Source organism: Mesorhizobium sp. BR1-1-3 (assembly GCF_020165455.1).
GTDB lineage: Bacteria > Pseudomonadota > Alphaproteobacteria > Rhizobiales > Rhizobiaceae > Mesorhizobium > Mesorhizobium ciceri.
On sequence record NZ_JAIUIC010000024.1, the window covers coordinates 1 to 21718 of the forward strand.

The window sequence follows — 21718 nt, forward strand, 5'->3', positions numbered from 1 at the left end:
CCTCAATGCAAAAGCACGCGATGCGCGCAACGAGTTCGCGAGTGCAACTTGACACCCCAGATAGTCGCTCTCCCCCCCTCCGGAGGGAAAGGAAAGGAGCCAAGGCAGGGCGATGAGGGGCAACGCTGAAGTTGCAAGTTGATTGAGCTTCTAGCCCGCCAGCGCCTGCTCCAGATCCGCAATCAGATCATCGCCATCCTCGATCCCCGCCGACAACCTGACCAGCGAATCCGAAATGCCGATCTCCGCCCGCTTCTCCGCCGGAATCGAGCCATGCGTCATCAGCGCCGGGTGCTCGATCAGGCTCTCCACACCGCCGAGGCTTTCGGCGAGCGTGAACAATTGCGTGCGTTCGAGGAACTTTTTGGTGCCGGCTAGGTCGCGGTCGAGCACGGCTGTGATCATGCCGCCGAAGGCATGCATCTGCTGGACGGCGACGGCGTGCTGCGGGTGGCTGGCGAGGCCGGGATAGATGACGCGGCGGACGTCGCGGCGCGCTTCCAGCCATTGCGCGATCTTCAGGCCGTTGGCGGAATGGCGCTCCATCCTGAGCGCCAAGGTCTTGAGGCCGCGCAGCGCCAGAAAACTGTCGAACGGGCCCGAAATGGCGCCGATGGCGTTCTGCAGGAATTTCAGCTGGGCGGCCAGATCCTTGTTGTCGCCGACCACGGCGACGCCGCCGACCATGTCGGAATGGCCGTTGAGATATTTGGTCGTCGAATGCACGACGATATCGATGCCAAGCTCCAGCGGCCGCTGGATATAGGGGCTGCAGAAGGTGTTGTCGGCGACCGTGAGAATCCCCTTGCGCCTGGCAAGTGCGGCGACGCCTTCGAGGTCGACGATGCGCAGCAGCGGGTTGGTGGGGGTTTCGACCCACAGCATTTTCGTCTCGGGCCGGATCGCGGCCTCGACGGCGGCGAGGTCGGTGAAGTCGACGAACGAGACCTGCAGATCGGCCGAGCGCTTGCGCACCCGCTCCATCAGCCGGAAGGAACCGCCATAGATGTCGTCGGTGGCGACGATATGCGCACCGGAATCGAGCAGCTCCAGCACGGTGGCGATCGCCGCCAGCCCGGACGCGAAGGCGAACGCAGCCGAGCCGCTTTCGAGATCGGCCACGGCGCGCTCGAAGGCAAAGCGCGTCGGGTTCTGGCTGCGGGCATATTCAAAGCCCTTGTGCACGCCGGGCGATTGCTGGCCATAGGTCGAGGTGGCGTAGATCGGCACCATCACCGCGCCGGTCAGCGGGTCGTGGCTCTGGCCGCCATGGATGGTGCGCGTCGAAAAAGCCAGTCGGTTCTTGCCGGCTGGCGGGGTGCTGCTGGTCATCGTGCGCGCCTCAGATGGTTGATCAGATCGATGCGGGTAATCAGGCCGACGAATTCGTCGCCGTCGAAGATGATGGCGACCTCGTTGCGGTCGAACACCGGCAGCAGCGCGTCCAGCGTCTGGCTGGCCTGCAGCGTGTGCAGGTTGGAGGTCATGGCCGTGCGCACTGGGCCGTTGAAGCGCTCCCAGCGGCCGTCATAAGGGCCGTCGACCTTGGCCAGTATGTCGCTTTCGTCAACGATGCCGACGAGCTTGCCATTGTCGAGCACCGGCAGCTGCGAGACATCGGAGCGGCGCATGCGGCCATAGGCATTGAGCAGGCTTTCGTCCGGGCCGACATAGACGGTGTCGCCGGTGCGGTGCGAGCGCATCACCAGGTCACGCAGATCGCCATGCTGCTCGTGCTCGGCCAGCCCCTGCTCGGCCAGCCAGAAATCGTCGAACACCTTCGACAGGTACTTGTTGCCGCTGTCGCAGACTAAGGTGACGACGCGTTTGGGCACCGTCTGCTCGCGGCAATAGCGCAGCGCCGCCGACAGCAGCGTGCCCGAGGATGAGCCGGCAAGGATACCTTCCTTGGACAAGAGGTCGCGCACCGCCAGCATGCTCTGCTTGTCGGGGATCGAATAGGCCTTCTTGACCAGCGACAGATCGGCATTGGGCGGCACGAAATCCTCGCCGATGCCTTCCACGGTCCAGCTGCCGGCCTCTTCCATCTTGCCAGTCTTGATCAGCGGCGCCAGCACCGAGCCGACCGGATCGGCCAGCACCATTTCGGTCTTCGGCGACACTTTTGCGAAGTAGCGGCCAAGCCCGGTCAGCGTGCCGCCCGAGCCGACGCCGACCACCACGGCATCCACGTTACCGTCGAGCTGCGAAAAGATCTCCGGGCCGGTGGTGGTTTCATGCGCCAGCGGATTGGCCGGGTTGGCGAACTGGTTGGCATAGAAGGCGCCGGGCGTTTCCGCCGCGATCTTCTCGGCCATGTCCTGGTAATATTCGGCATGGCCCTTGCCGACATCGGAGCGCGTCATGCGCACTTCGGCGCCGAGCGCGCGCAGGTGCTGGATCTTTTCGCGCGACATCTTGTCGGGCACCACCAGCACGATGCGATAGCCCTTGGGGATGCCGACCTGGGCAAGGCCGAGGCCAGTGTTGCCGGCGGTCGCTTCGACGATGGTGCCGCCGCGCTTGAGCTTGCCCTGCTTTTCAGCTGCGGCGATCATCGACAGCGCGATGCGGTCCTTGATCGAGCCGCCGGGGTTCTGGCTTTCGAGCTTGATGAACAACCGGCATTTGCCGGTGTCGAATTTGGTCAGCTCGACCACCGGCGTCTGGCCGATCAGGTCGAGCACCGACTTGTAGGGCGGACGCAGGCGGGACAATTCGGCTTCCGAGGGGGCACTGTCCAGTGCGGCGATCTCATGCTCGCTCATATCGATGCTCCATGACCAAGCGACCGCCTCTGGGCAGGGCGGCAGCGTAGCCTCTTTTCCAGCCCTTTGCAGTCGGAAAGAAGATAGATCGTGCCAATCAACCGGCCAGATGCGGAATGAAATTCCGGTTTGTGCCTCAAGGGCTTGGAGGGTGTGTTGGGATTCAGGTCAGGCCGCGCCGAAAATGGCAGATTCCGAGAACCGGAGCGGAGCGTACTTTTGGGTACGTGAGCACCGGAAGCACAGGAAGCCGCCATTTGCAGGCCGGCATCACCTGAATATCGACACAGCCTACCCCAGCAGCTGCTTGCTCAGCCTCGCACACTGCACGCGGATATCGGGGATGGCGTCGATCTCGAAGAAGGTGCCGCGCGTCAGCGGGCCGACGGCGAGGATCTTGGCCGAAACGGTTCCGTCGCCGGCGATGATCTCGCATTGGGTCGATACGTCGAGGCCGATGCGCAGCGGATCCGGCCTTGCCAGGCCGCGGTCGACCAGCGAGCGCACGACGCTGTTCGACGAGGTCGAGATGTCCCTGACGATGCCAGAGCAATCGTAGATGCGGGCGACCTCGAAGGTCTCGAGACGCTGCGTGTGACGCGACTGGACCTGGACGGTGAATTCGCCGTTGCGCGCAATGTCGACGACGCGGCCGGCGACCAGGCGGATGCGGCCGGATTGCACGGCCTCGGTGACACGGGCGTAGACCTCGGGCGCCATGCGATGGCGGTGGATGTCCCACCAGGCCTTGGTGTGCTCGACGAAGCGGCGCTTGGCGGAAGCCGGCCAGTTCTGCCAGATCTTCTGGTTGAACGGCCGCAGCCCGTCGACGACGTCACGCCAGTCGATGCCGGCCTTCTGGTTTTCCTTGATCAGGTCGCGGAACCAGCCGACGAAATAGGAGAGCTGCGTGCCGAGCGGAATGTCGGCGACGTCGAGCTTGATCGGATTGCCCTTGCGATGCGGCGAGGGCAGCAGGCCGCGCCTGGACACAGCTATGATGTCGCCGCGATGGCCGCGTTGCTCCAGCGCCAGGAAAGCATCGACCATGCTGAGGCCGGTGCCCAGCACCATGACGCCGGCGCCGGGCGGAAGTGCTGTGTCGGCTTCCGATCCCATCCTGATGGCATGGCCTTGCGCCGGCTCCTCGTCGTGGCCGGTGGCCAGCACGGCGAGATGCGCAACGACGCTGGTGCCGTTGGCCAGCGCCACTTCGACGCCGGAGGCGGTGGGCGTGATCGAGAGGCTTTCCTCGCGGATCAGCCGAAGCCGACCGCTCTGCTTTTCCCGCGCTTCCAGATCGACCAGCAACTCGCCGAGATAGCGGGCATAGATGCTGCGTGGCGCATAGAAGGGCGCCTCCTCAGCCGTTGCCAGGCCGCGTTCCTGAAGCCAGCGCCAGAAATTGCCGGGATCGTCGGCATAGGCGCTCATGCCGGCGGCGCTGACATTCAGTACATGCGCCGACAGCAGCGTCGAATAGGCGATGCCCTGACCGAAATGCGGGCGCCTTTCGATCAGCGTGACGCGCAGGTCGGGATTGGGCGACTTCAGGAGATGCGCGGCCAGCACGACGCCGCTGGCGCCGCCACCGACAATGATGATGGAGTTGGCGCGCCCGGTCATAGGCATGCCTTCGCTCTGCGCAGCGCCAGTGTCAGGCCTGGACCTTCACCGCGACCGGCAGATCGCCGATGCCGACCGACAGGTCGTCGAGAGAGATATCGCGCATTTCGGCGAGGCTGCGCTGATCGAGCACCTCGGCGATCGCCTGCCGGACCTCGAGCATCAGATGTCGGACTTGGCATGTCGCCTCGTTGCAATCTTCACAGCGCTGGTACTGGGTGCGGCTGGCGCAGGGGATCGGCGCCAGCGGACCGTCGAGGACGCGCACGACATGGCCGACCTTGATCTCGTCGGCGGGCCGCGCCAGGCGATAGCCGCCATCCTTGCCCTTGCGGCTCTGGACGAAGCCGGCATTGCGCAACTCGCCCAGGATGGCGTCGAGAAATTTCTTCGGGATGTTGTTGCCGGTGGCGACGTCGTTGACGAAGGCGAGCTGCCCGGCCGGCAATCGCGCGAGGTGGACAAGCGCCTTGAGGCCGTACTTACCTTTTTTGGTGAGCATGAGATCAAATTTTCTCTGGCATGCGACGGCATGGAACCATCGGTTGCAAAACGCCTGGCGTGCGTTGCCGCCGCGTCCAAGCCCGCATGACACATAAATTCTAGTGACATGATGTACAAGCCGAGAACTGCTGATTTTGCTTCGTTTTCAAGCCGCGCGGGCCATTTTGACCAGCCTTTGTGCCCACAGGGACACAAAAGCGCACGAGTTTGGGGGCGCGATCATCGCGATATGGTGACTGCTCATCGTCGCCTCCAGTCTCAATGTCGATAAGATTACTATACTTACCCTCGAACACGCGGAATGGGTTGTCAAATCGGCGGTTGTTTGAGGCATGAATTTGCCTGGAAGAGGCCGGAAGCGGGAATTCTAGTTCGCGGTGGGCGTAGGCGGAGCCATCACCGCAGTTCAGGAGGTTAAAGGTCGATGGGACAGAGGGGGGCGCTGGCCCGCCGGCGTCGAAAGGCCTGCCCTGTGGCGACACTCTGCCCCACCGCAACCACCCTATCCGCCTCACCACCTCACATCGACAGCTTTTTTCTAACAAGCCCGCTTTGGATGGAAGGATTTAACTCTACAAGAACCATAGAATTAGCTGACTATTATGAAGCATTCCGGTTTTTCTCTTTTCAGGAGCCCTTCATGTCCACCATTTCGCGACGCATTCTTCTGCTCTCGTCGGCGGCACTTGCCGGTGCGGCCTTCCTCGGCCCGGCTCTTGCCAACGACCTCAAGATCACCATCGGCTACCAGACGGTGGTCGAACCCTCGAAAGTGCCGCAGGCCGACGGCGCCTATGAAAAGGCGACGAAGGCCACCATTGATTGGCGCAAATTCGATTCCGGCGCCGATGTCATCGCCGCGGTCGCTTCCGGTTCGGTCGATATCGGCTATGTCGGCTCGAGTCCGCTGGCGGCGGCGGCGAGCCGCGAATTGCCGATCCAGACCATCTTCATCGTCGGCCTGATCGGCGAATCCGAGGCGCTGGTGGCACGCAACGGCGCCGGCATCGAGAAAATCGCCGACCTCGCCGGCAAGAAGGTCGCCGTGCCCTTCGTCTCGACGACGCATTACAGCCTGCTCGCGGCACTGAAGCATGAGGGCGTCGATCCGAAGTCGGTCGAGATCCTCAATCTCCGGCCTCCGGAAATCGCCGCCGCCTTCTCGCGCGGCGACATCGACGCCGCTTATGTCTGGGATCCGGCGCTCGGCCAGATCAAGACGACGGGCAAGGTGGTGGTGGATTCCTCGCAGGTCGCCGCCTGGGGCGCGCCGACCTTCGACGCCTGGATCGTGCGCACCGACTTCGCCGAAAAGAACCCGGAAGCGGTGCGCGACTTCGTCAAGGTGACGGGCGCGGCATATGCCGAGTTCCTCGCCAAGCCCGAAGCCTGGTCGGTATCGTCGCCGCAGGCGGCCGCGATCGCCAAACTCACCGGCGCCAAGCTGGAAGAAGTGCCGCAACTGCTCAAGGGCTATGTCTTCCCGACGCTGGAAGAGCAGGCCTCCGACAAATTCCTCGGCGGCGGCACGGTCAAGGCGGTCGAAGCGACATCCACCTTCCTCAAGGAGCAAGGCAAGATCGACGCCGTGCTTCCCGACTATTCGAAATACGTTTCGTCGAAATACGTCACCGAGGCGCTCGCCTCGAACTAGTACTCGCTTAACGCAATTCCGGACGGAAAACCGCTTCACACTTTTCCTGGAATTGCTCTGAACGCGCGCGGATCTTTTTCCCTAACGCCGCGTGCTGACTGCCCCGGAACCGCTGACGAGGGCCGGGGCAGTCGGATTTCAACGAACCGCGAGGCATCCATGCCGCATCTCGTGCTCGACCCCCATCTCGTACTGGACAAGGTCTCGATCCACTATGACGGCCAGGCAGCGCCTGCCGTCGAGCGGGTGTCGATCGATGTCGCCAAGGGCGATTTCGTCGTGCTGGTCGGCCGTTCCGGCTGCGGCAAGACCTCGCTGCTCAACGTCGCCGCCGGCCTTGTCGCGCCGGCGCGCGGTACGGCTTCAATCAACGGCAAGCCGATCACAGCACCTGGCTCGGACCGGGCGGTGGTGTTCCAGAACGATGCTTTGTTCCCATGGCTGACGGCGCGCGAAAACGTTGCCTTCGCGCTCAGGCTGCGCGGTGTCGCTCCGGCCGAGCGGGCGCGGCGCGCCGATGAGCTGCTGGCGCTGGTGAAGCTCGCCGACGCCGGCGACAAGTGCATCTGGGAGCTTTCCGGCGGTATGCGCCAGCGTGTCGGCCTGGCCCGGGCGCTCGCCGCCGAACCCGAATTCCTGCTGCTCGACGAACCGCTCGGCGCGCTCGATGCGCTGACGCGCGAGCGCATGCAGACGACGCTGCTCGATCTGTGGACGGCAAGCGATGTCGGCGTGCTGATGGTGACGCATGGCATCGAGGAGGCGCTGGTGCTGGCCACCCGCATCGTCGTGCTGGCGCCTGGCCCGGGCCGCGTGGTGCAAACTTTCGAACCGGGCTTCTCCAGGCGCTACGCATCGGGCGAGGCCATCCGCACCATCAAGGCCGACCCGGCCTTCGCCGCGGCGCGCGGCGAACTAACCGACGCGATCTTCGAAGGAGAGGCGGCATGACCGTTACCTCCTACACCGAGCGGCCGGGACACAAGGTCGACGAGGCCGACGGCCTGTCGGTGCCGTGGTCGCGGTCCAGCCCGAAACGCAAAGGCGTTTCCGCGCGCGCGGTCAGCGTGGTGACCATCCTGGTGGTGCTGGCGCTGTGGGCGCTGTCGGCCCGCCTGCAACTGGTGTCGCCAGTGTTCCTGCCCTCGCCGGTTGCGGTGTGGAACAAGTTCATCACCGTCGCCCGCGACGGCTTCGTCGATGCGACGCTGCTGCAGCATGCCGTCGCCAGCCTGGGCCGGGTTTTCGCCGCGCTGATCGCCGCCATCCTCGTCGGCGTGCCGGTTGGGCTCGCCATCGGCATCAGCACGATTGGGCGCGGCATCTTCGATCCGCTGCTGGAGTTCCTGCGGCCGATCCCGCCGCTCGCCTACCTGCCGCTGGTCATCATCTGGTTCGGCATCGGCGAACCGTCGAAGATCCTGGTGATCACTATTTCCATGCTGGCGCCGGTGGCATTGTCGACCGCGTCCGGCGTTCGCGGCGTTTCGCAGGAACGCATCAATGCGGCGCGCTCACTGGGCGCTACTCAGCGCCAAGTGGTCCGCCATGTGATCCTGCCCAGCGCGCTGCCGGCGATCCTGACCGGCCTGCGCATCGCGCTCGGCGCCGGCTGGTCGACGCTGGTCGCCGCCGAACTGGTGGCGGCGACGCGCGGGCTTGGTTTCATGATCCAGTCGGCCGCCCAGTTCCTCGTCACCGACGTGGTGGTGATGGGCATATTGGTGATCGCGGCCATTGCCTTCGTGCTGGAATTCACCCTCCGCAGGATCGAGCGCGTGCTCGTCCCGTGGGCGGGACGCGAATGATTGGGAACCAGAAGAGCAGGAGAGAATGCCGATGACCCATTCCACCGCCGTGCTGTTCGCCCAAGCCGGCAATTGGCTTCTCGCCTGGACCAGGGAAAGCCAGCCGCTTGAACAGCAACCGAAATCGCCAACGCCGGTCCGCTGGGACGCCGAGCGCGACCGCCTGCCGCCACGCGACGAGAGTTTTTACTGGGCCTGGCAGTACTGGTCGCAGTGAGGGGATTGGCGATTGGCACTAGCCCCCGCGTCTTCGTCATTCCTAGGGCGGGGCAAGGAGCGAAGCGACGCAGCGCAGACCCCAGGATGGCGAATTCCAGGTAGCCAAAGAAGATAATTCCCATTCTCCCCTCTAACTCGCAAAATCATTCCTCTACTAAATTTATAGAATTACCTAGCCTCATCCATCTTCCAACCGGCGAGGCCATTTCCGGCGCCGATCCGCAGCGAAGGAGAGGGATCAATGTTCAATCTAACGAGACGTGTTTTCGGCATCGGCCTGCTGGCGGCGACGGTTGCCGTGTCGTCCGGCGCCACGGCGCAGGAGCTGAAGCAGTTCAGCATCGGCTATCAGAAGACCGGCCTGCCGGTGATCGCCAGGCAGCAGCAGGTGATCGAGAAGGCACTTGAAGACAAGGGCGTGACGGTCAAATGGGTCGAGTTCACCGCCGGTCCGCCGCTGGTCGAGGCGCTCAATGTCGGCGCCATCGATGTCGGCTGGACCGGCGACGCGCCGCCGATCTTCGGCCAGTCGGCCGGTGCCAACATCGTCTATGCCGCAGCGCTGCCGTCGAATGGCGAGGGCGAGGCGATCTTCGTCAAGCCGGCGTCGCCGATCCAGTCGGTCGCCGATCTCAAGGGCAAGCGCGTCGGTGTCGGCAAGGGCACCAGCGCGCACAATCTGCTCGTCGCCGCGCTGGAGAAGGCCGGCATCCCGTTCGACCAGATCACGCCGGTCTATCTCAGCCCGGCGGATGCGGCCGCAGCCTTTGCCAGCGACCAGATCGATGCCTGGACCGTCTGGGATCCGTTCTTCGCCATCGCCGAAACCCGCTACCAGCCGCGTGTGCTGGCCCGCTCCAGCGAGGTGCTGAAGGTCAACACCTATTTCCTCGCCAACAAGGATTTCGCCAAGGCGCATCCCGAAACCGTCACCACGACGATATCAGCCTTGGGCGAGGCGGCGAAATGGGCCGACCAGAACCGCGACAAGGTGGCCGCGGCGCTGCATGAGGTGACCGGCGTGCCGCTCGACGCGCAGATCATCGCCGCCAACCGCACCAAATTCGGCATCTTCCCGATCACCGACGAGATCATCGCCGGCCAGCAGGCGACCGCAGACCGCTTCTTCAAGCTCGGGCTGATCCCGAACGCGGTCCGTATCTCCGACGCGGTGTGGACGGCACCCGGCAACTGACTTGTCCCCTGACGGCGCCGGGTGAGAACGCCCGGCGCCATTTGCGTTCGCACCCATATCTCCAGGAGATCCGCCCGTGACTGTGCCAGACATGACCGCGCCTGCCAGCACCGCACCGCTCGATTTCTTCTGGTTCATCCCGACGCATGGCGACGGCTCCTATCTCGGTTCCGAGGAGCAGCAGCGGCCGCCCGAATTCGGCTACTTCAAGGAGATCGCGCAGGCGGTCGACCGGCTCGGCTTTCCCGGCGTGCTGTTGCCGACCGGCCAGAATTGCGAGGATTCCTGGATCACCGCGACGGGCCTTGCGACACTCACCGAAAAACTGAAGTTCCTGGTCGCGCTGCGGCCGGGCGTGACGCTGCCGACTTTCGCCGCACGCCAGACCGCCGCCCTCGATCGCTTGAGCAATGGCCGCCTGCTGCTCAATGTCGTGGTCGGCGGCAACCCGACCGAGCTCGCCGGCGACGGCGTCTTCCTGCCGCATGACGAGCGCTATGCCCAGGCGCATGAATTCCTGACCATCTGGCGCGGCCTGGTGTCCGGCGAGCGGGTCAATTTCAACGGCAAATATTACCGCGTCGAAAATGGCCGCCTCGACCTTCTGCCGCACCAGGAACGGCCGCCGCTCTATTTCGGCGGATCGTCGGATGCCGGCCAGGATCTCGCCGCGGACCTCGTCGACATGTATCTGACCTGGGGCGAACCGCCGGCACAGGTGGCCGAGAAGCTGGCCGCGGCGCGCGCAAAGGCGGCGCGGCGCGGCAGAAAACTGCGCTTCGGCATCCGGCTGCATTTCATCGTGCGCGAGACCGAGGACGAAGCCTGGCGCGCCGCCGACCGGCTGATCAGCCATGTCACCGACGCCCAGATCGAGAACGCGCAGGCGCGCTTCCTCAACCAGATGGATTCGGTCGGCCAGCGCCGCATGGCGGAGCTGCATGGCGGCCGCCGTGACAGGCTGGTGGTGTCGCCCAATCTGTGGGCCGGCGTCGGGCTGGTGCGCGGCGGCGCCGGCACGGCGCTGGTCGGCACGCCGGAACAGATCGCCGGGCGCATCCGCGAATACCAGGCGATCGGCATCGATACCATCATCGGCTCGGGCTATCCGCATCTCGAGGAGGCCTACCGCGTCGCCGAGCTTCTGTTTCCGAAACTCGGGCTCGGCACCAGGCGGCAGCGGGCGCATGAGAACATCGCCAACGAATTCTCGGTCGGCTTCCATGGCGCCAACCGCCTGCAGGCTTCGTCATGAGCTTTTCCACGCGCCTGCATAGCAACGCCACCGGCTGGCTGCTGCCGGCGCTGGTGATTGCCGGCTGGGAGATTGCCAGCCGCGCCGGCGTCATGCCGGCCAACGTGCTGCCGGCGCCCAGCGCGGTCGCCGAGGCCTTCTGGCGGCTGACGCTGTCGGGCGAACTGATCCGCAACATCGGCGTCTCGACCGCGCGCGCCCTTGCCGGCTTTGCCGTCGGTGGCTCGATCGGTTTTGCGCTCGGCCTTGCCAACGGGCTATCGACGCTCAGCCGCGGCCTGACCGACACGACGCTGCAGATGATCCGCAACATTCCGCATCTGGCGCTGATCCCGCTGGTCATCCTGTGGTTCGGCATCGACGAGGAAGCCAAGCTGTTCCTGGTGGCGCTCGGCGTGTTCTTTCCGATCTACGTCAACACGCTGCTCGGCATCCAGAGCGTCGACCCACAGCTGGTCGAGATGGGCCGCGTCTACGGCATGGACCGTCGCACGCTATTCTTCCGCGTCATCCTGCCCGGCGCGCTGCCGGCGATCTTCGTCGGCCTGCGCTATGCCCTGGGCATCATGTGGCTGACGCTGATCGTCGCCGAAACCATCTCGGCCAGTTCGGGCCTCGGCTACATGGCCATGCAGGCGCGCGAATTCCTGCTGATCGATGTCGTCGTGCTGTCGATCCTGATCTATGCGCTGCTCGGCAAGCTCGCCGACAGCCTCGCCCGCCTGCTCGAGCGGCTGTCGCTCGGCTGGCATCCGGCCTTCCAGAACGGATGAGAGATTGCCCATGACCGCCGCCAGCCTGACCGCAGCCCGTTCCTTCGTCGCCACGCCGGTGCGGCCGATCGGCTCCGTCGAAGGACAGCGGGCCTTTGCCTTCAGGCATGCCGGCAAGCGCTTCGGCGACAAGACCGTGCTCGACGGCATCGACCTGGACGTGCCGGCCGGGCAGTTCCTTGCCGTCATCGGCAAGAGCGGCTGCGGCAAGAGCACGCTGTTGCGGCTTCTGGCCGGGCTCGACCGGCCGACATCGGGATCGCTGTCCTTCGGCGTCGAAGAGGAAGGACACAGCCGCACGCGCTTCATGTTCCAGGAGCCACGGCTCCTGCCCTGGGCCAGCGTGGTGGAAAACGTCGAGGTCGGGCTGACCGGCATCGCCACCGGTAGCGAAGCGAGGCACCGCGCGCTCGACATCCTCGGCGAGGTCGGGCTTGCCGACCGGGCCGACGAATGGCCTTCGGTGCTGTCCGGAGGTCAGAAGCAGCGCGTGGCGCTGGCCCGCGCGCTGGTCGGCCACCCGCAGATCCTGGCCCTCGACGAGCCGCTCGGCGCACTCGACGCCCTGACCCGCATCGAGATGCAGCAGCTTCTGGAACGCATCTGGATCGCGCAGAAGTTCACGGCCGTGCTGGTCACGCATGATGTCGCCGAAGCGGTCGCGCTCGCCGACCGGGTCGTGGTGATCAGCGAAGGCCGGATCGCGCTCGATCTGGATGTGCCCGTGGAACGGCCGCGCCGGCGCGGTTCGGTGGAGCTGGCCCGGCTGGAGGGCAAGATTCTGGATCGGCTGTTCGGGTAGGGCTGTCGGGGGCAGGGCCCTGGAGGACCGCCTTCCCCCACTCCGTCGCTGCTTCGCAGCGCCACCTCTCCCCCCGGAGGGAGAGGAAAGGAGCCAAGGTCGGCGAGCTCGCGCTTTTCCTCTCCCCCGTCGATCGGGGGAGAGGTGGCCCGAAGGGCCGGAGTGGGGGTCGACCTTTCATCAAGCTCACCCGCTTGACCGGTTCGCCCACACCAACCCGATCAGCCCGACCAGCATGGTGACGACGCCGATATAGAGCCATTGCGACTGGCCGGTCATGAAGCTGCCGCCGACAACGCCGATGCCTTGCAGCGACCACAGCGCGCCGACGGCAAGCACAATCAACGCCAGCAGATTTTTGGTCAGCCTCATTGCCGGATCTCCCTTTTGAAGTCGATTGGTTGCAGCATCGGGACCGCGATAAAAGAGCCAAAGGAAGTGGCCCGGCCGCGCCGAGCTCTACTTGGATATTAATGTTCGATCTTGTCAAACGGATGCCCGATAGCAACACAAAGATCATCGTTGATTGATCATCGCGTGCCGGAAAATCCCTGACAGACTGTTACCCAGCGACTCCAAACGTGTGCCATTGCCACGGAACCGCCAGATCACTGCCGCATTTCCCGCCTTATTTGGCACCTAACGGCTGGGGTCTGTCAAAAACGGAGCCATCCCCCAAATATGAAGAACCCAAAACAGACCGCGATTGTCGCGGTAACGATCGCTGCTGGCCTGATGGTCGGTGCTTCTTCGGCGACCGCCGCCGCCCAGTGCGGCCGCGCCTCGTGGTACGCCCTGCACTCCAGAACCGCCTCGGGCGAGCGCATGAACCCGTCGGCGATGACCGCCGCGCATCGCACCTTGCCTTTCGGCACCAAGCTCAGGGTTACCAACAAGAACAACGGCCGCAGCGTCGTCGTGCGCATCAACGATCGCGGTCCGTTCATCAAGGGACGCGTGCTCGACCTGTCGAAGGGCGCGGCCGGCCAACTCGGCTTCATCGGCTCCGGCCACACTTCCGTGTGCATGGCGCGCGTCTAGAGCTTCCTGTGTCCGGCAAGGGCCGGACACACTACCTACACATTTCGCAGCCGCACACTGAGCCGGCTGGCACCGTTCGGCCCCGATTTCCATGGCCTTGAACCAAAGAAGCATTGGTCACGCAGCGTGACGTATTGCATCGCAGCAATTAGTTGTTAACTTCCCCGCGAGACATTTAGGCTCGGCGCTGCTCGTCGTCCCTTCGGTCGCAGGCAGTAGCGGGGTTTCTCGATGTTCTACCAGCTCTATGAGATGAACCACGCCGCCCTGCAGCCGGCGCGCCTCTATGCCGACGCGGTGCGGATGTTCTACTCCAATCCGCTCAATCCGTTTTCCCACACGCAATGGGGCCGTTCGATCGCGGCGACGGCCGAACTGTTCGAGCGCACCACGCGCCGCTACGGCAAGCCGGCCTTCGGCCTGAGCAAGACCGTGGTCGACTGGAAGAGCGTCGAGGTCGCCGAGAAGACCGTCTGGTCGAAGCCGTTCTGCAATCTCGTGCGCTTCGAGCGCGCTGTCCCCGCCGGGCGTAAGCCCGATCCGAAGCTTCTGATCGTGGCGCCGATGTCTGGCCATTATGCGACGCTGCTGCGCGGCACGGTGGAAGCGATGCTGCCCTATGCCGACGTGCACATCACCGACTGGGTCGATGCCCGCATGGTGCCGCTTGCCGACGGCCAATTCGATCTCGACGACTACATCGACTATGTCATCGACATGCTGCACACGCTGGGGCCGGACACGCATGTGATGGCGGTGTGCCAGCCTTCCGTGCCGGTGCTGGCCGCCGTGGCGCTGATGGAATCCAAGGGCGACCCGTTCGTGCCCTCGACGATGACCTTGATGGGCGGGCCTATCGACACGCGCAGCAACCCGACCGCGGTCAATCTGCTGGCGCAGGAAAAGGGCATCGACTGGTTCCGCGACAATGTCGTGATGCATGCGCCGTGGCCGGTGCCAGGCTTCGGCCGCGAGGTCTATCCAGGCTTCCTGCAGCTGTCCGGCTTCATGAGCATGAACCTCGATCGCCATATCATCGCCCACAAAGACTTCTTCATGCATCTGGTGAAGCATGATGGCGACAATGCCGAGAAGCACCGCGATTTCTACGACGAGTATCTGGCGGTCATGGACCTGACGGCCGAATTCTACCTGCAGACCGTCGACACCGTGTTCGTGCGGCAGGCCTTGCCAAAGGGCGAGATGACGCATCGCGGCACCAGGATCGATCCGTCGGCGATCCGTAACGTCGCGCTGTTCACGGTCGAAGGCGAGAACGACGACATATCAGGCCTTGGCCAGACCAAGGCGGCGCATGATCTTTGCCCCAATATCCCGGCTGAGCGGCACGCCCACTACATGCAGCCGGCGGTCGGCCATTACGGCGTGTTCAACGGTTCTCGCTTCCGCTCCGAAATCGTCCCGCGCATCGTCGACTTCATCACCAGCTATGGCCGCCAGGAGCGTGTCGCGGCGAAGCCGAAGCTGGTCCGCGCCGCCAAGAGATAATGCACGTCGTCCAAAATTGCGGGTTTTGGGACGATGATTTGCATAAAACCAAGCTTAACGGCGACAAGCCATGCGATTGACCGGTAAAAGCCGGCCGGCTGGCTGATTCTGTTGCACAAGTGCCGCTGTCCAGCCCCTCGGGTAACCATGCCGACAATCCGACCGTCGTCGTAATTGACACGGACTGTAAATCCCCCTTAACCTTTCGTTAATAACAAAGGGTGAGCGGGGACAATGATTTCCTCATCGATGGCGCGACGGCTGCGCGTGTATGTGGCGGCCGGGCTGGCAATGACGGCGGGCTGGGTGGCACCGGCCTTGGCGGGTGGAGCGATGGCGACCGGGGGGCTCACCTCGCAGCCGATCGGCCACTATGATTTCTGCAAGCTGCATCCGGGCGAGTGCTCGATCCGCCCGGCCAATCTGGCGCCGGCTCCGATGACCGACGCGCTGATGCGCAAGCTTCTCAATGTCACCGCCAGGGTCAACGCCGCCGTCAAGCCGATGAGCGACATGGACATCTACGGCAAGGACGAGGTCTGGGCTTATCCCGACAAGGGCGTCGGCGATTGCGAGGACTATGTGCTGGAAAAGCGGCGCCAGCTTTCGCGCATGAGCATATCGCTTGCCGATCTTCTGATCACCGTCGTGCGCAAGCCCGACGGCGAGGGCCACGCCGTGCTGACGGTGCGCACCGACGAGGGCGACTATGTGCTCGACAATCTGACCGACAAGGTCAAGCCATGGGACGCGACCGGCTACCGCTTCCTCAAGCGGCAGGCGATCGACAACACCGGCCGCTGGGTCTCGATCCGCGGTGGCCAGCAAGTTCTGGTCGGCGCGGTTCAGTAGGCACCAGCAACGGCGGCTTCCCTAGGGGCGGCATCCAACGCTTCGTCATCCCAGGGCGGAGCAGGAGCGAAGCTCCGTCGCGAAGACCCGGGATCCATGCCGTGATGCCGATGAAGAACGCTGCGGCGCAGGAACAGGCGCCTGCAATCGTCATACCGTCATCACCAGATCTTTTGCCCCGTCGCGACGTTCGCAACTCGCGGCATGGATCCTCGGGTCTGCGCGCCCGCTCCGCCCGTGGATGACGAAATCGATGGGCCCTCCGCCAGAATTCGCATTTCTCCGTGAACCATTTCGCTCCGGCCAGCGACACACAGCCGTGAACCGAAACCAACCATGGAGACTTCAGATGACTGCTTTTCTGCGAAACACCCTTCTTGCCGCTATCGCGGTGTCGAGCATGGCCGGATCCGCCATGGCCGATCAGACGACCAGCTGTGCCAAAACCAACCTCAACGACCTCTGGGCCGGCCGCTGTTGCGGTGATGCCGGGGCGTCGGACTGCCTGGGCGGCGGAAACAATGGCCACGACCACGGCGATCATGGCCGGGGTGGAAATGGCGGCACCGCCGGCAAGAAATGATCTCACCACTTTGCCCGCCGGCGGGCCGCCGGCGGGCAGTGTCCTCGTGAGGCAGGCGAACTTGTACCGGCGCGGACCGTCAGGCTACGGCCGCTGGTTCAACGCCGCGCGGATCGATGCGGTGATGCGGCGAAGCTCGGTTTCGTCGAGTTTCTCGATGTTTTCCGCCAGCAGATTGGCGAGCTCGGTGGCGGCGGGGGAAAGACCCGACGTGTCGAGTTTTACACGCGGGTGCGAGGCCTCGGCCAGCCGCGCCAGTTCCTCGGCATCGTCCCAGATGATGTTGAAATAGCCGATGATCTTCTGGATCAGCGTCCAGGTCGGGGCGCCTCGCCTGCCATGTTCGAGCGCCGACAGATAGGCGGCGCTGACGCCGATCGCCGCCGCCATGTCCTTCTGGCGGACACCGCGTTCGCTTCTCAGCGTCCGCAGCTTCTCGCCGAACGGGGTCATGCGCCCGTCCTCATGAACGGACCCGCCGCAGGCGGATATAGAGCGCACCCGAACCGCCATGATTGCGGGCGGCATGGTCGTGGCTGGAGACGAGCGGCCGGAAGGCAGGCGTCGACAGCCAGGCCGGCACGGCGCGCCGCAACACGCCATCGCCGCCGGAGGACGAGCCCTTGCCGGTGATGACCAGGACATAGCGGACGCCGCCGGCATGCGCCCGGTGCAGGAACGAGAACAGCAGCGAGTAGGCCTCGTCCTGCGTCATGCCGTGCAGATCGACGCGGCCCTCGATCGGCAGCCGGCCCTTCGACAATTTGTCCAGCGTCGGTTCGTCGAGGCGGTGCGTGACATGCTGCGCCTTCGGCTTGGCGGTCCCTGCGACATTGGCGACGGGCTGGGCGGGCTGCGACTGGCTTGGCTTGGCCTCGGCAGGAATTTCGGGGTTGTCGACGGCAAATTTCCCCTTCAGCGGCTTGGCCGTGCGCGCCACCAGGTTCCACAGAACCCGGTCGTCCTCGCTGAGCTTGTCCGGGCGTCGGGTCATCGGACCGCACCCGCAATGAGCGCGCGCGGCACCAGCGCATAAAAATCCGCGGCATTGCGGACCACGCCGGCGATCTCGCCCGCGGCCCCGCCCGAACCGGCGAACAGGTCGCCCCGCGCCGGCCCGGTGATGGCGGAGCCAGTGTCCTGCGCGATCATCAGGCGGCGGAATGGTTTTGCGTCGAAGGCGGCGAGCGTCGGCGCGTCGATGTAAAAGGGCGTGCCGAATGTGTGCAGCAGGCGGTCGACGGCGATCGAGCGGCCCGGCGTCAGCGGCACCTTGGCGGCGGCGATCGGACCAAGGGCAACGTCCTCGACATCGGCCGGGCGGAAGAAAATGTAGGAGCGGTTCTGCCACAGGATCTCGTCGACGCGGTCCGGATGCGCCTTGAACCATGCGCGGATCGATTGCATCGTCACTTCCGCCAGCGGGATCTCGCCAATCTCGCTCAGGACCTTGCCTGGTCCGGTGAAGCGCTGGCCGGATTTGGCGGCATAGGTGACGCGGGCAAGCCGGCCGTCGGTCATGGCGAGGCGTGCGGCACCTTGCACGTGAATGAAGAAGGCATCGACCTTGTCGGCCAACCAGGCGATTTCCAGGCCCTTGCCATCAAGCGCGCCGCGCTCGATCTCGCCACGGTCATGATATTCGACCGGCCCGTTCGGCGTCTGGCGCGCGAAAGCGAGATAGGGGTCCAGGCCCGGCGGCCGGTTTGCGTCATCGATATCGACGAGATCGGCCGGGCGCGACAGCAGCGGCACCGAAAACCGGTCCGTGCGCACCGGTGACGCCTCGACCTGCGGTTCATAGAAACCGGTGACGAGCCCATTTTCGGCAGGGATAAGCGCCGGCACAAAATGGCGCTCGAAGAAGGCGCGGGCCTCCCCGCGGGTCAAAACCGGCGACCGATTCGCCGGCGAAACGGTCCGGGCCTCGGCGTAGGCATCCGCAAAGGCGTCGAAGTCGACGCCGAGCACGCCGCTGCGATAGGGTTTGGTCAGGACATGGAAGGCCGAGCGGCGAAAGGCGGCGAAGGCCGCCGAATGGTCGTCATCGTTCCAGCCGGGCAGATCGCCGAAGGCTTTCTCGACAAAAAGAGGCGATAGCGACACCGGAGCCTCGCCGCGTATTCCCTAGTCTTCTTCCTCGGTGGCGACGAGCTTCCAGTTCGGATCGCGCGAGCGCGTGTCGCGGGCGAAGGTCCAGACATCCTTGACCTCGGCGACGGTTTCCGGGTCGCCGTCGATGACGGCGCCGGCCTTATCGCGGGTCGCCGAAATCAGCTCGCTGATGATGCGCAGCGTGACATGCGCCTCGCCGCCCTTCATCTCGGCCGAGACGATATCGGCCTTGTCGATGCCGACGAAGGAGGACTGGATCTTTTCCGCCTTGGCCTCGCGCTCGCCGATGGCGGCGACAAAACCGTCATAGACCTCGCGCGACAACAGGTTCTTCAGCGTTTTGCGATCGCCGTCGGCATAGGCCATGACGATCATCTCGTAAGCCATCTTGGCGCCGTCGACGAAACCCTTCGGCTCGAAGGACGGATCATTGTCCTTGATCGTGCGCAGGCCCTTGTTGAGGTCGGTATCGGGCTTGGCGAAAGCGTCGATCGCGGCATAGGCGTCGGGAGCCGGCTCGCCTGGCGGACGCTTGCGCGGCAGCGAGACGACGTTTTCGGATTTCTGGGCGGCATCCTTGTCGCCGGTGCGAGCCGCCGAATAGGGATCGAAGGGCGGCCGTTCGCTGCCGGTGCGGCGGCCCAGCACATTGCGCAGCTGGAAAAAGATGACCACCGCCGCAATCAGGAAGAAAATCGTGCCGAAGTCGAAGAATCCCATATCTTCCGCCAATCAATCCCTGCCCTGTGGCCGGACCGTCAGGCCCAACGGCCGCGGTCGCATAGCGTTCAACATTCAAAGCATATAGAACGCAAGGCGCAATCATTCAAATCAAAGGCAGGCATACCTATCTAACAGCCTCAGTGCCAGCGGCGATTGCCAGCTGGCGGCCAAAACAATCAAAACGGTCATAACGATCGAAAAAGGTTGGCAAGACTTGCGCATTTCGCTGCTTCCCTTCTTTCTCCTTGCACTGCCGCTGCTGGAAATTGCCGGTTTCGTCATCGTCGGCCGCGAGGTCGGCGCGTTGGCGACGGTCGGCCTCGTGCTGGCCTCGAGCATCGCCGGCGTGCTTTTGCTCCGATACCAGGGTTTTGGTGTCATGGCCCGCATCCGCACCGAGATGGCCGCCGGCCAGAACCCCAGCCGCCACCTTGCGCACGGCGCCATGATCGTGGTTGCGGCGATCCTCCTGATCATCCCCGGCTTCATCACCGACATCATCGGCCTGCTGCTGTTCCTGCCGCCGTTGCGCGACTTTGCCTGGAGCCGGTTCAAGGGCCGCATTGTCGTCGCCACCGATTTCTCGACCGGCGGTTTTCGTGGCCGCCAGCGCGACAGGGTCATCGACCTCGAAGACGGCGACTATTCGCGCGAGGACGATCTGAAGCGCGGCCCGGATCACAACTCGCCGTGGCGCCGCCTGAAGGACGATTAACGCGCCGTCCCATCTCCATGCCGCAGCCGGGAAGCAAGGCGGCAAACCTTGTCTTGTCATCCCCGCCATGGTAGCGAACGCCCGATTTCAATTCGGTCAGCGACGCTGCCCAGGCAAGAGGACAAGGCTTATGGCCAGCAAAGATGACGCGCCGGTCGGCGCAGCCAACGGAAACGGCAATGCGGCGCAGCCGTCGCTCAACGTTCTGGCGCAATATGTGAAGGACCTGTCCTTCGAAAGCCCCGGCGCGCCGAATTCGCTGCGCGGCCGCGACAAGGCGCCGGGCATCGCCATCAATGTCAACGTCAACGCCAACCCGCTCTCCGACAAGCAGTTCGACGTCAATCTGACGCTCAACGCCAAGGCGTCCTTCGACCAGGAAGTGCTGTTCAATGTCGAGCTGGTCTATGGCGGCGTGTTCGCCATCGCAGGCTTTCCGCAGGAACACATGCTGCCGATCCTGTTCATCGAATGCCCGCGTCTTTTGTTCCCGTTCGCCCGCCAGATCATCGCCGAGGCAACCCGCAATGGCGGCTTCCCGCCGCTGATGCTCGACCCGATCGACTTCGCGCAGATGTTCCAGCAGAAGCTGGCGGAGGACCAGGCGTCATCGAAGGTCCAGGTGAGCTGAGGGCTGCCTGCCACGGATTGTGAAAAGCCCGGCCTTGCGCCGGGTTTTTTGTTTTGGGCGGGACGATTGAGGCGCCGGCAGGGCAGAGGGGGGCGCCAAGGATCGCCAACGGGACGATTTTAGTTCCCGAGAACCTTCAGCCACAGTGCCTTTTCACCCAATGTCCCGACCATGCCGGCGTGCGCGGCGCGTTCGGCTTCTGTCACGCGCGGCGGCAGTGGCGCCGGGCGCGGGGCGACGACGATTTCGATCTGGCGGACATTCTCGCCCTGGGCCGGCGCGGTGGCGCTGTCGAGGATGAGGGCCGCCTGCTTGCCGCCGATCAGCTCGATATAGACCTCGGCCAGCAATTCGGAATCGAGCAGGGCGCCGTGCTTGGTGCGCTTGGTGTTGTCGATGCCGTAGCGCCGGCAGAGTGCATCGAGCGAATTAGGACCCATCGGGTGCTTGCGGCGCGCCAGCGCCAGCGTGTCGACGACGACGCCGTTGTCGATGACAGGGTGACCCAGCCGGCCGAATTCGACGTTGAGGAAGCCGACATCGAAAGTGGCGTTGTGGGCGACCAGCTTGGCGCCGTCGGTAAAGTCCAGCCACTCCTGCACGATCTCGGCAAAGGTCGGCTTGCCCGCGAGGTCCGCCGCGCTGATGCCGTGCACCGCCTGTGCCTCGACATGGATCGCTCGGCCTTGCGGGTTGATGTAGTGGTGGAAGGTCCTGCCGGTCGGGAAACGGTTGACCAGTTCGACGCCGCCCAGCTCGATCACGCGGTCGTCGCGCGAATCGAGGCCGGTGGTTTCCGTGTCGAAGATGATCTCACGCATCGAATCAGTCGCTCCAAAGGAGCAGAATCGTGAGAGCGGAACAAAATGGCAATGAGAAACTATGATGGCCAGGGCAATCGCACAGGTTTGCGCCGCCCCTCATCGCCCTGCACCTTTCCTCTCC

General features: G+C 64.4%; 24 protein-coding genes. 14 read left to right on the forward strand and 10 right to left on the reverse strand.

Features of this window, described 5'->3' with window-relative positions:
- Positions 1-150 precede the first annotated feature (150 nt).
- From LB559_RS31615 to LB559_RS31630, 4 genes are all read right to left on the reverse strand, one after another.
- Positions 151-1332, reverse strand: a complete 1182-nt coding sequence (locus LB559_RS31615; protein ID WP_224675813.1) for a trans-sulfuration enzyme family protein — start codon at positions 1330-1332, stop codon at positions 151-153.
- On the reverse strand, positions 1329-2768 hold the full coding sequence (locus tag LB559_RS31620) for a pyridoxal-phosphate dependent enzyme (RefSeq protein ID WP_224675814.1): 1440 nt from the start codon (positions 2766-2768) through the stop codon (positions 1329-1331). Before LB559_RS31620 ends, LB559_RS31615 begins: the two co-directional genes overlap by 4 nt.
- Before the next feature lie 291 nt (positions 2769-3059).
- Positions 3060-4394: an FAD/NAD(P)-binding protein gene (locus tag LB559_RS31625; protein WP_224675829.1), complete on the reverse strand. Its 1335-nt coding sequence runs from the start codon at positions 4392-4394 to the stop codon at positions 3060-3062.
- Between the two features lie 31 nt (positions 4395-4425).
- Positions 4426-4896 carry an RrF2 family transcriptional regulator gene (locus LB559_RS31630; protein WP_013528705.1) on the reverse strand — a complete coding sequence of 157 codons (471 nt, stop codon included), beginning with the start codon at positions 4894-4896 and terminating at the stop codon, positions 4426-4428.
- Positions 4897-5538: 642 nt separating this feature from the next.
- Between LB559_RS31630 and tauA the strand changes: the two genes are divergently transcribed.
- The 8 genes from tauA to LB559_RS31670 all read left to right on the forward strand — a co-directional run bounded on the left by tauA (position 5539) and on the right by LB559_RS31670 (position 12604).
- On the forward strand, positions 5539-6552 hold the full coding sequence (gene tauA, locus LB559_RS31635; protein ID WP_024502228.1) for a taurine ABC transporter substrate-binding protein: 1014 nt from the start codon (positions 5539-5541) through the stop codon (positions 6550-6552).
- A gap of 159 nt (positions 6553-6711) precedes the next feature.
- The gene (locus tag LB559_RS31640; RefSeq protein ID WP_013528707.1) at positions 6712-7503 is read left to right on the forward strand and encodes a taurine ABC transporter ATP-binding protein; all 792 of its coding nucleotides are present in this window, start codon (positions 6712-6714) and stop codon (positions 7501-7503) included.
- Positions 7500-8360, forward strand: a complete 861-nt coding sequence (locus tag LB559_RS31645; RefSeq protein ID WP_224675815.1) for an ABC transporter permease subunit — start codon at positions 7500-7502, stop codon at positions 8358-8360. Before LB559_RS31640 ends, LB559_RS31645 begins: the two co-directional genes overlap by 4 nt.
- Before the next feature lie 31 nt (positions 8361-8391).
- On the forward strand, positions 8392-8577 hold the full coding sequence (locus LB559_RS31650; protein WP_013528709.1) for a hypothetical protein: 186 nt from the start codon (positions 8392-8394) through the stop codon (positions 8575-8577).
- 243 nt (positions 8578-8820) lie between these two features.
- Positions 8821-9774 (forward strand): sulfonate ABC transporter substrate-binding protein, encoded by a 954-nt coding sequence (locus tag LB559_RS31655; protein ID WP_024502225.1) that lies wholly within the window; start codon positions 8821-8823, stop codon positions 9772-9774.
- Between the two features lie 91 nt (positions 9775-9865).
- On the forward strand, positions 9866-11029 hold the full coding sequence (ssuD, locus tag LB559_RS31660; protein WP_024502224.1) for an FMNH2-dependent alkanesulfonate monooxygenase: 1164 nt from the start codon (positions 9866-9868) through the stop codon (positions 11027-11029).
- Positions 11026-11802, forward strand: a complete 777-nt coding sequence (locus LB559_RS31665; RefSeq protein WP_024502223.1) for an ABC transporter permease subunit — start codon at positions 11026-11028, stop codon at positions 11800-11802. Before ssuD ends, LB559_RS31665 begins: the two co-directional genes overlap by 4 nt.
- 10 nt (positions 11803-11812) lie before the next feature.
- Complete coding sequence (locus LB559_RS31670; protein ID WP_013528712.1) at positions 11813-12604, forward strand: ATP-binding cassette domain-containing protein; 792 nt, start codon at positions 11813-11815, stop codon at positions 12602-12604.
- Positions 12605-12790: 186 nt separating this feature from the next.
- Here LB559_RS31670 and LB559_RS31675 read toward each other — a convergent pair whose 3' ends face one another.
- Positions 12791-12976, reverse strand: coding sequence for a hypothetical protein (locus tag LB559_RS31675; RefSeq protein ID WP_024502222.1), 186 nt, complete (start codon positions 12974-12976; stop codon positions 12791-12793).
- Positions 12977-13285: 309 nt separating this feature from the next.
- Between LB559_RS31675 and LB559_RS31680 the strand changes: the two genes are divergently transcribed.
- From LB559_RS31680 to LB559_RS31695, 4 genes are all read left to right on the forward strand, one after another.
- Positions 13286-13645, forward strand: coding sequence for a septal ring lytic transglycosylase RlpA family protein (locus tag LB559_RS31680; RefSeq protein WP_013528714.1), 360 nt, complete (start codon positions 13286-13288; stop codon positions 13643-13645).
- A 231-nt stretch (positions 13646-13876) separates the two neighbouring features.
- Positions 13877-15154: a polyhydroxyalkanoate depolymerase gene (locus LB559_RS31685; protein ID WP_063169608.1), complete on the forward strand. Its 1278-nt coding sequence runs from the start codon at positions 13877-13879 to the stop codon at positions 15152-15154.
- Positions 15155-15388: 234 nt separating this feature from the next.
- On the forward strand, positions 15389-16006 hold the full coding sequence (locus tag LB559_RS31690; RefSeq protein WP_013528717.1) for a transglutaminase-like cysteine peptidase: 618 nt from the start codon (positions 15389-15391) through the stop codon (positions 16004-16006).
- Positions 16007-16355: 349 nt separating this feature from the next.
- Positions 16356-16589 carry a hypothetical protein gene (locus tag LB559_RS31695; protein ID WP_013528718.1) on the forward strand — a complete coding sequence of 78 codons (234 nt, stop codon included), beginning with the start codon at positions 16356-16358 and terminating at the stop codon, positions 16587-16589.
- An 84-nt stretch (positions 16590-16673) separates the two neighbouring features.
- Here the strand turns inward: LB559_RS31695 and LB559_RS31700 are convergent, their stop codons facing one another.
- From LB559_RS31700 to LB559_RS31715, 4 genes are read right to left on the reverse strand one after another with little or no spacing between them, the layout of a single operon-like run.
- Positions 16674-17042, reverse strand: coding sequence for a helix-turn-helix domain-containing protein (locus LB559_RS31700; RefSeq protein WP_013528719.1), 369 nt, complete (start codon positions 17040-17042; stop codon positions 16674-16676).
- Between the two features lie 10 nt (positions 17043-17052).
- Positions 17053-17583 (reverse strand): Smr/MutS family protein, encoded by a 531-nt coding sequence (locus tag LB559_RS31705; RefSeq protein WP_224675816.1) that lies wholly within the window; start codon positions 17581-17583, stop codon positions 17053-17055.
- Positions 17580-18695, reverse strand: coding sequence for a murein transglycosylase A (locus tag LB559_RS31710; protein ID WP_224675817.1), 1116 nt, complete (start codon positions 18693-18695; stop codon positions 17580-17582). Before LB559_RS31710 ends, LB559_RS31705 begins: the two co-directional genes overlap by 4 nt.
- A gap of 21 nt (positions 18696-18716) precedes the next feature.
- The gene (locus LB559_RS31715; protein WP_013528722.1) at positions 18717-19424 is read right to left on the reverse strand and encodes a Tim44/TimA family putative adaptor protein; all 708 of its coding nucleotides are present in this window, start codon (positions 19422-19424) and stop codon (positions 18717-18719) included.
- A 217-nt stretch (positions 19425-19641) separates the two neighbouring features.
- On the opposite strand from LB559_RS31715, the gene LB559_RS31720 reads away from it, so the two are divergent.
- Together LB559_RS31720 and secB are read left to right on the forward strand one after the other, a co-directional pair.
- Positions 19642-20142 carry an FxsA family protein gene (locus LB559_RS31720; protein WP_024502218.1) on the forward strand — a complete coding sequence of 167 codons (501 nt, stop codon included), beginning with the start codon at positions 19642-19644 and terminating at the stop codon, positions 20140-20142.
- Positions 20143-20272: 130 nt separating this feature from the next.
- On the forward strand, positions 20273-20773 hold the full coding sequence (secB, locus tag LB559_RS31725; protein WP_013528724.1) for a protein-export chaperone SecB: 501 nt from the start codon (positions 20273-20275) through the stop codon (positions 20771-20773).
- A gap of 119 nt (positions 20774-20892) precedes the next feature.
- Here secB and dnaQ read toward each other — a convergent pair whose 3' ends face one another.
- The gene (gene dnaQ, locus LB559_RS31730; RefSeq protein ID WP_063173422.1) at positions 20893-21594 is read right to left on the reverse strand and encodes a DNA polymerase III subunit epsilon; all 702 of its coding nucleotides are present in this window, start codon (positions 21592-21594) and stop codon (positions 20893-20895) included.
- Positions 21595-21718: the final 124 nt, after the last annotated feature.

What these genes read in the sequence shown, in the direction of transcription:
- dnaQ (WP_063173422.1), bottom strand. Translation starts at nt 21,594, where the DNA reads ATGCGTGAGATCATCTTCGACACGGAAACCACCGGCCTCGATTCGCGC.
- LB559_RS31715 (WP_013528722.1), bottom strand. Translation starts at nt 19,424, where the DNA reads ATGGGATTCTTCGACTTCGGCACGATTTTCTTCCTGATTGCGGCGGTG.
- LB559_RS31690 (WP_013528717.1), top strand. Translation starts at nt 15,389, where the DNA reads ATGATTTCCTCATCGATGGCGCGACGGCTGCGCGTGTATGTGGCGGCC.
- LB559_RS31670 (WP_013528712.1), top strand. Translation starts at nt 11,813, where the DNA reads ATGACCGCCGCCAGCCTGACCGCAGCCCGTTCCTTCGTCGCCACGCCG.
- LB559_RS31705 (WP_224675816.1), bottom strand. Translation starts at nt 17,583, where the DNA reads ATGACCCGACGCCCGGACAAGCTCAGCGAGGACGACCGGGTTCTGTGG.
- LB559_RS31645 (WP_224675815.1), top strand. Translation starts at nt 7,500, where the DNA reads ATGACCGTTACCTCCTACACCGAGCGGCCGGGACACAAGGTCGACGAG.
- LB559_RS31655 (WP_024502225.1), top strand. Translation starts at nt 8,821, where the DNA reads ATGTTCAATCTAACGAGACGTGTTTTCGGCATCGGCCTGCTGGCGGCG.
- ssuD (WP_024502224.1), top strand. Translation starts at nt 9,866, where the DNA reads ATGACCGCGCCTGCCAGCACCGCACCGCTCGATTTCTTCTGGTTCATC.
- secB (WP_013528724.1), top strand. Translation starts at nt 20,273, where the DNA reads ATGGCCAGCAAAGATGACGCGCCGGTCGGCGCAGCCAACGGAAACGGC.
- LB559_RS31640 (WP_013528707.1), top strand. Translation starts at nt 6,712, where the DNA reads ATGCCGCATCTCGTGCTCGACCCCCATCTCGTACTGGACAAGGTCTCG.
- LB559_RS31685 (WP_063169608.1), top strand. Translation starts at nt 13,877, where the DNA reads ATGTTCTACCAGCTCTATGAGATGAACCACGCCGCCCTGCAGCCGGCG.
- LB559_RS31680 (WP_013528714.1), top strand. Translation starts at nt 13,286, where the DNA reads ATGAAGAACCCAAAACAGACCGCGATTGTCGCGGTAACGATCGCTGCT.
- LB559_RS31675 (WP_024502222.1), bottom strand. Translation starts at nt 12,976, where the DNA reads ATGAGGCTGACCAAAAATCTGCTGGCGTTGATTGTGCTTGCCGTCGGC.
- LB559_RS31665 (WP_024502223.1), top strand. Translation starts at nt 11,026, where the DNA reads ATGAGCTTTTCCACGCGCCTGCATAGCAACGCCACCGGCTGGCTGCTG.
- LB559_RS31695 (WP_013528718.1), top strand. Translation starts at nt 16,356, where the DNA reads ATGACTGCTTTTCTGCGAAACACCCTTCTTGCCGCTATCGCGGTGTCG.
- LB559_RS31615 (WP_224675813.1), bottom strand. Translation starts at nt 1,332, where the DNA reads ATGACCAGCAGCACCCCGCCAGCCGGCAAGAACCGACTGGCTTTTTCG.
- LB559_RS31620 (WP_224675814.1), bottom strand. Translation starts at nt 2,768, where the DNA reads ATGAGCGAGCATGAGATCGCCGCACTGGACAGTGCCCCCTCGGAAGCC.
- LB559_RS31650 (WP_013528709.1), top strand. Translation starts at nt 8,392, where the DNA reads ATGACCCATTCCACCGCCGTGCTGTTCGCCCAAGCCGGCAATTGGCTT.
- LB559_RS31625 (WP_224675829.1), bottom strand. Translation starts at nt 4,394, where the DNA reads ATGACCGGGCGCGCCAACTCCATCATCATTGTCGGTGGCGGCGCCAGC.
- LB559_RS31700 (WP_013528719.1), bottom strand. Translation starts at nt 17,042, where the DNA reads ATGACCCCGTTCGGCGAGAAGCTGCGGACGCTGAGAAGCGAACGCGGT.
- tauA (WP_024502228.1), top strand. Translation starts at nt 5,539, where the DNA reads ATGTCCACCATTTCGCGACGCATTCTTCTGCTCTCGTCGGCGGCACTT.
- LB559_RS31630 (WP_013528705.1), bottom strand. Translation starts at nt 4,896, where the DNA reads ATGCTCACCAAAAAAGGTAAGTACGGCCTCAAGGCGCTTGTCCACCTC.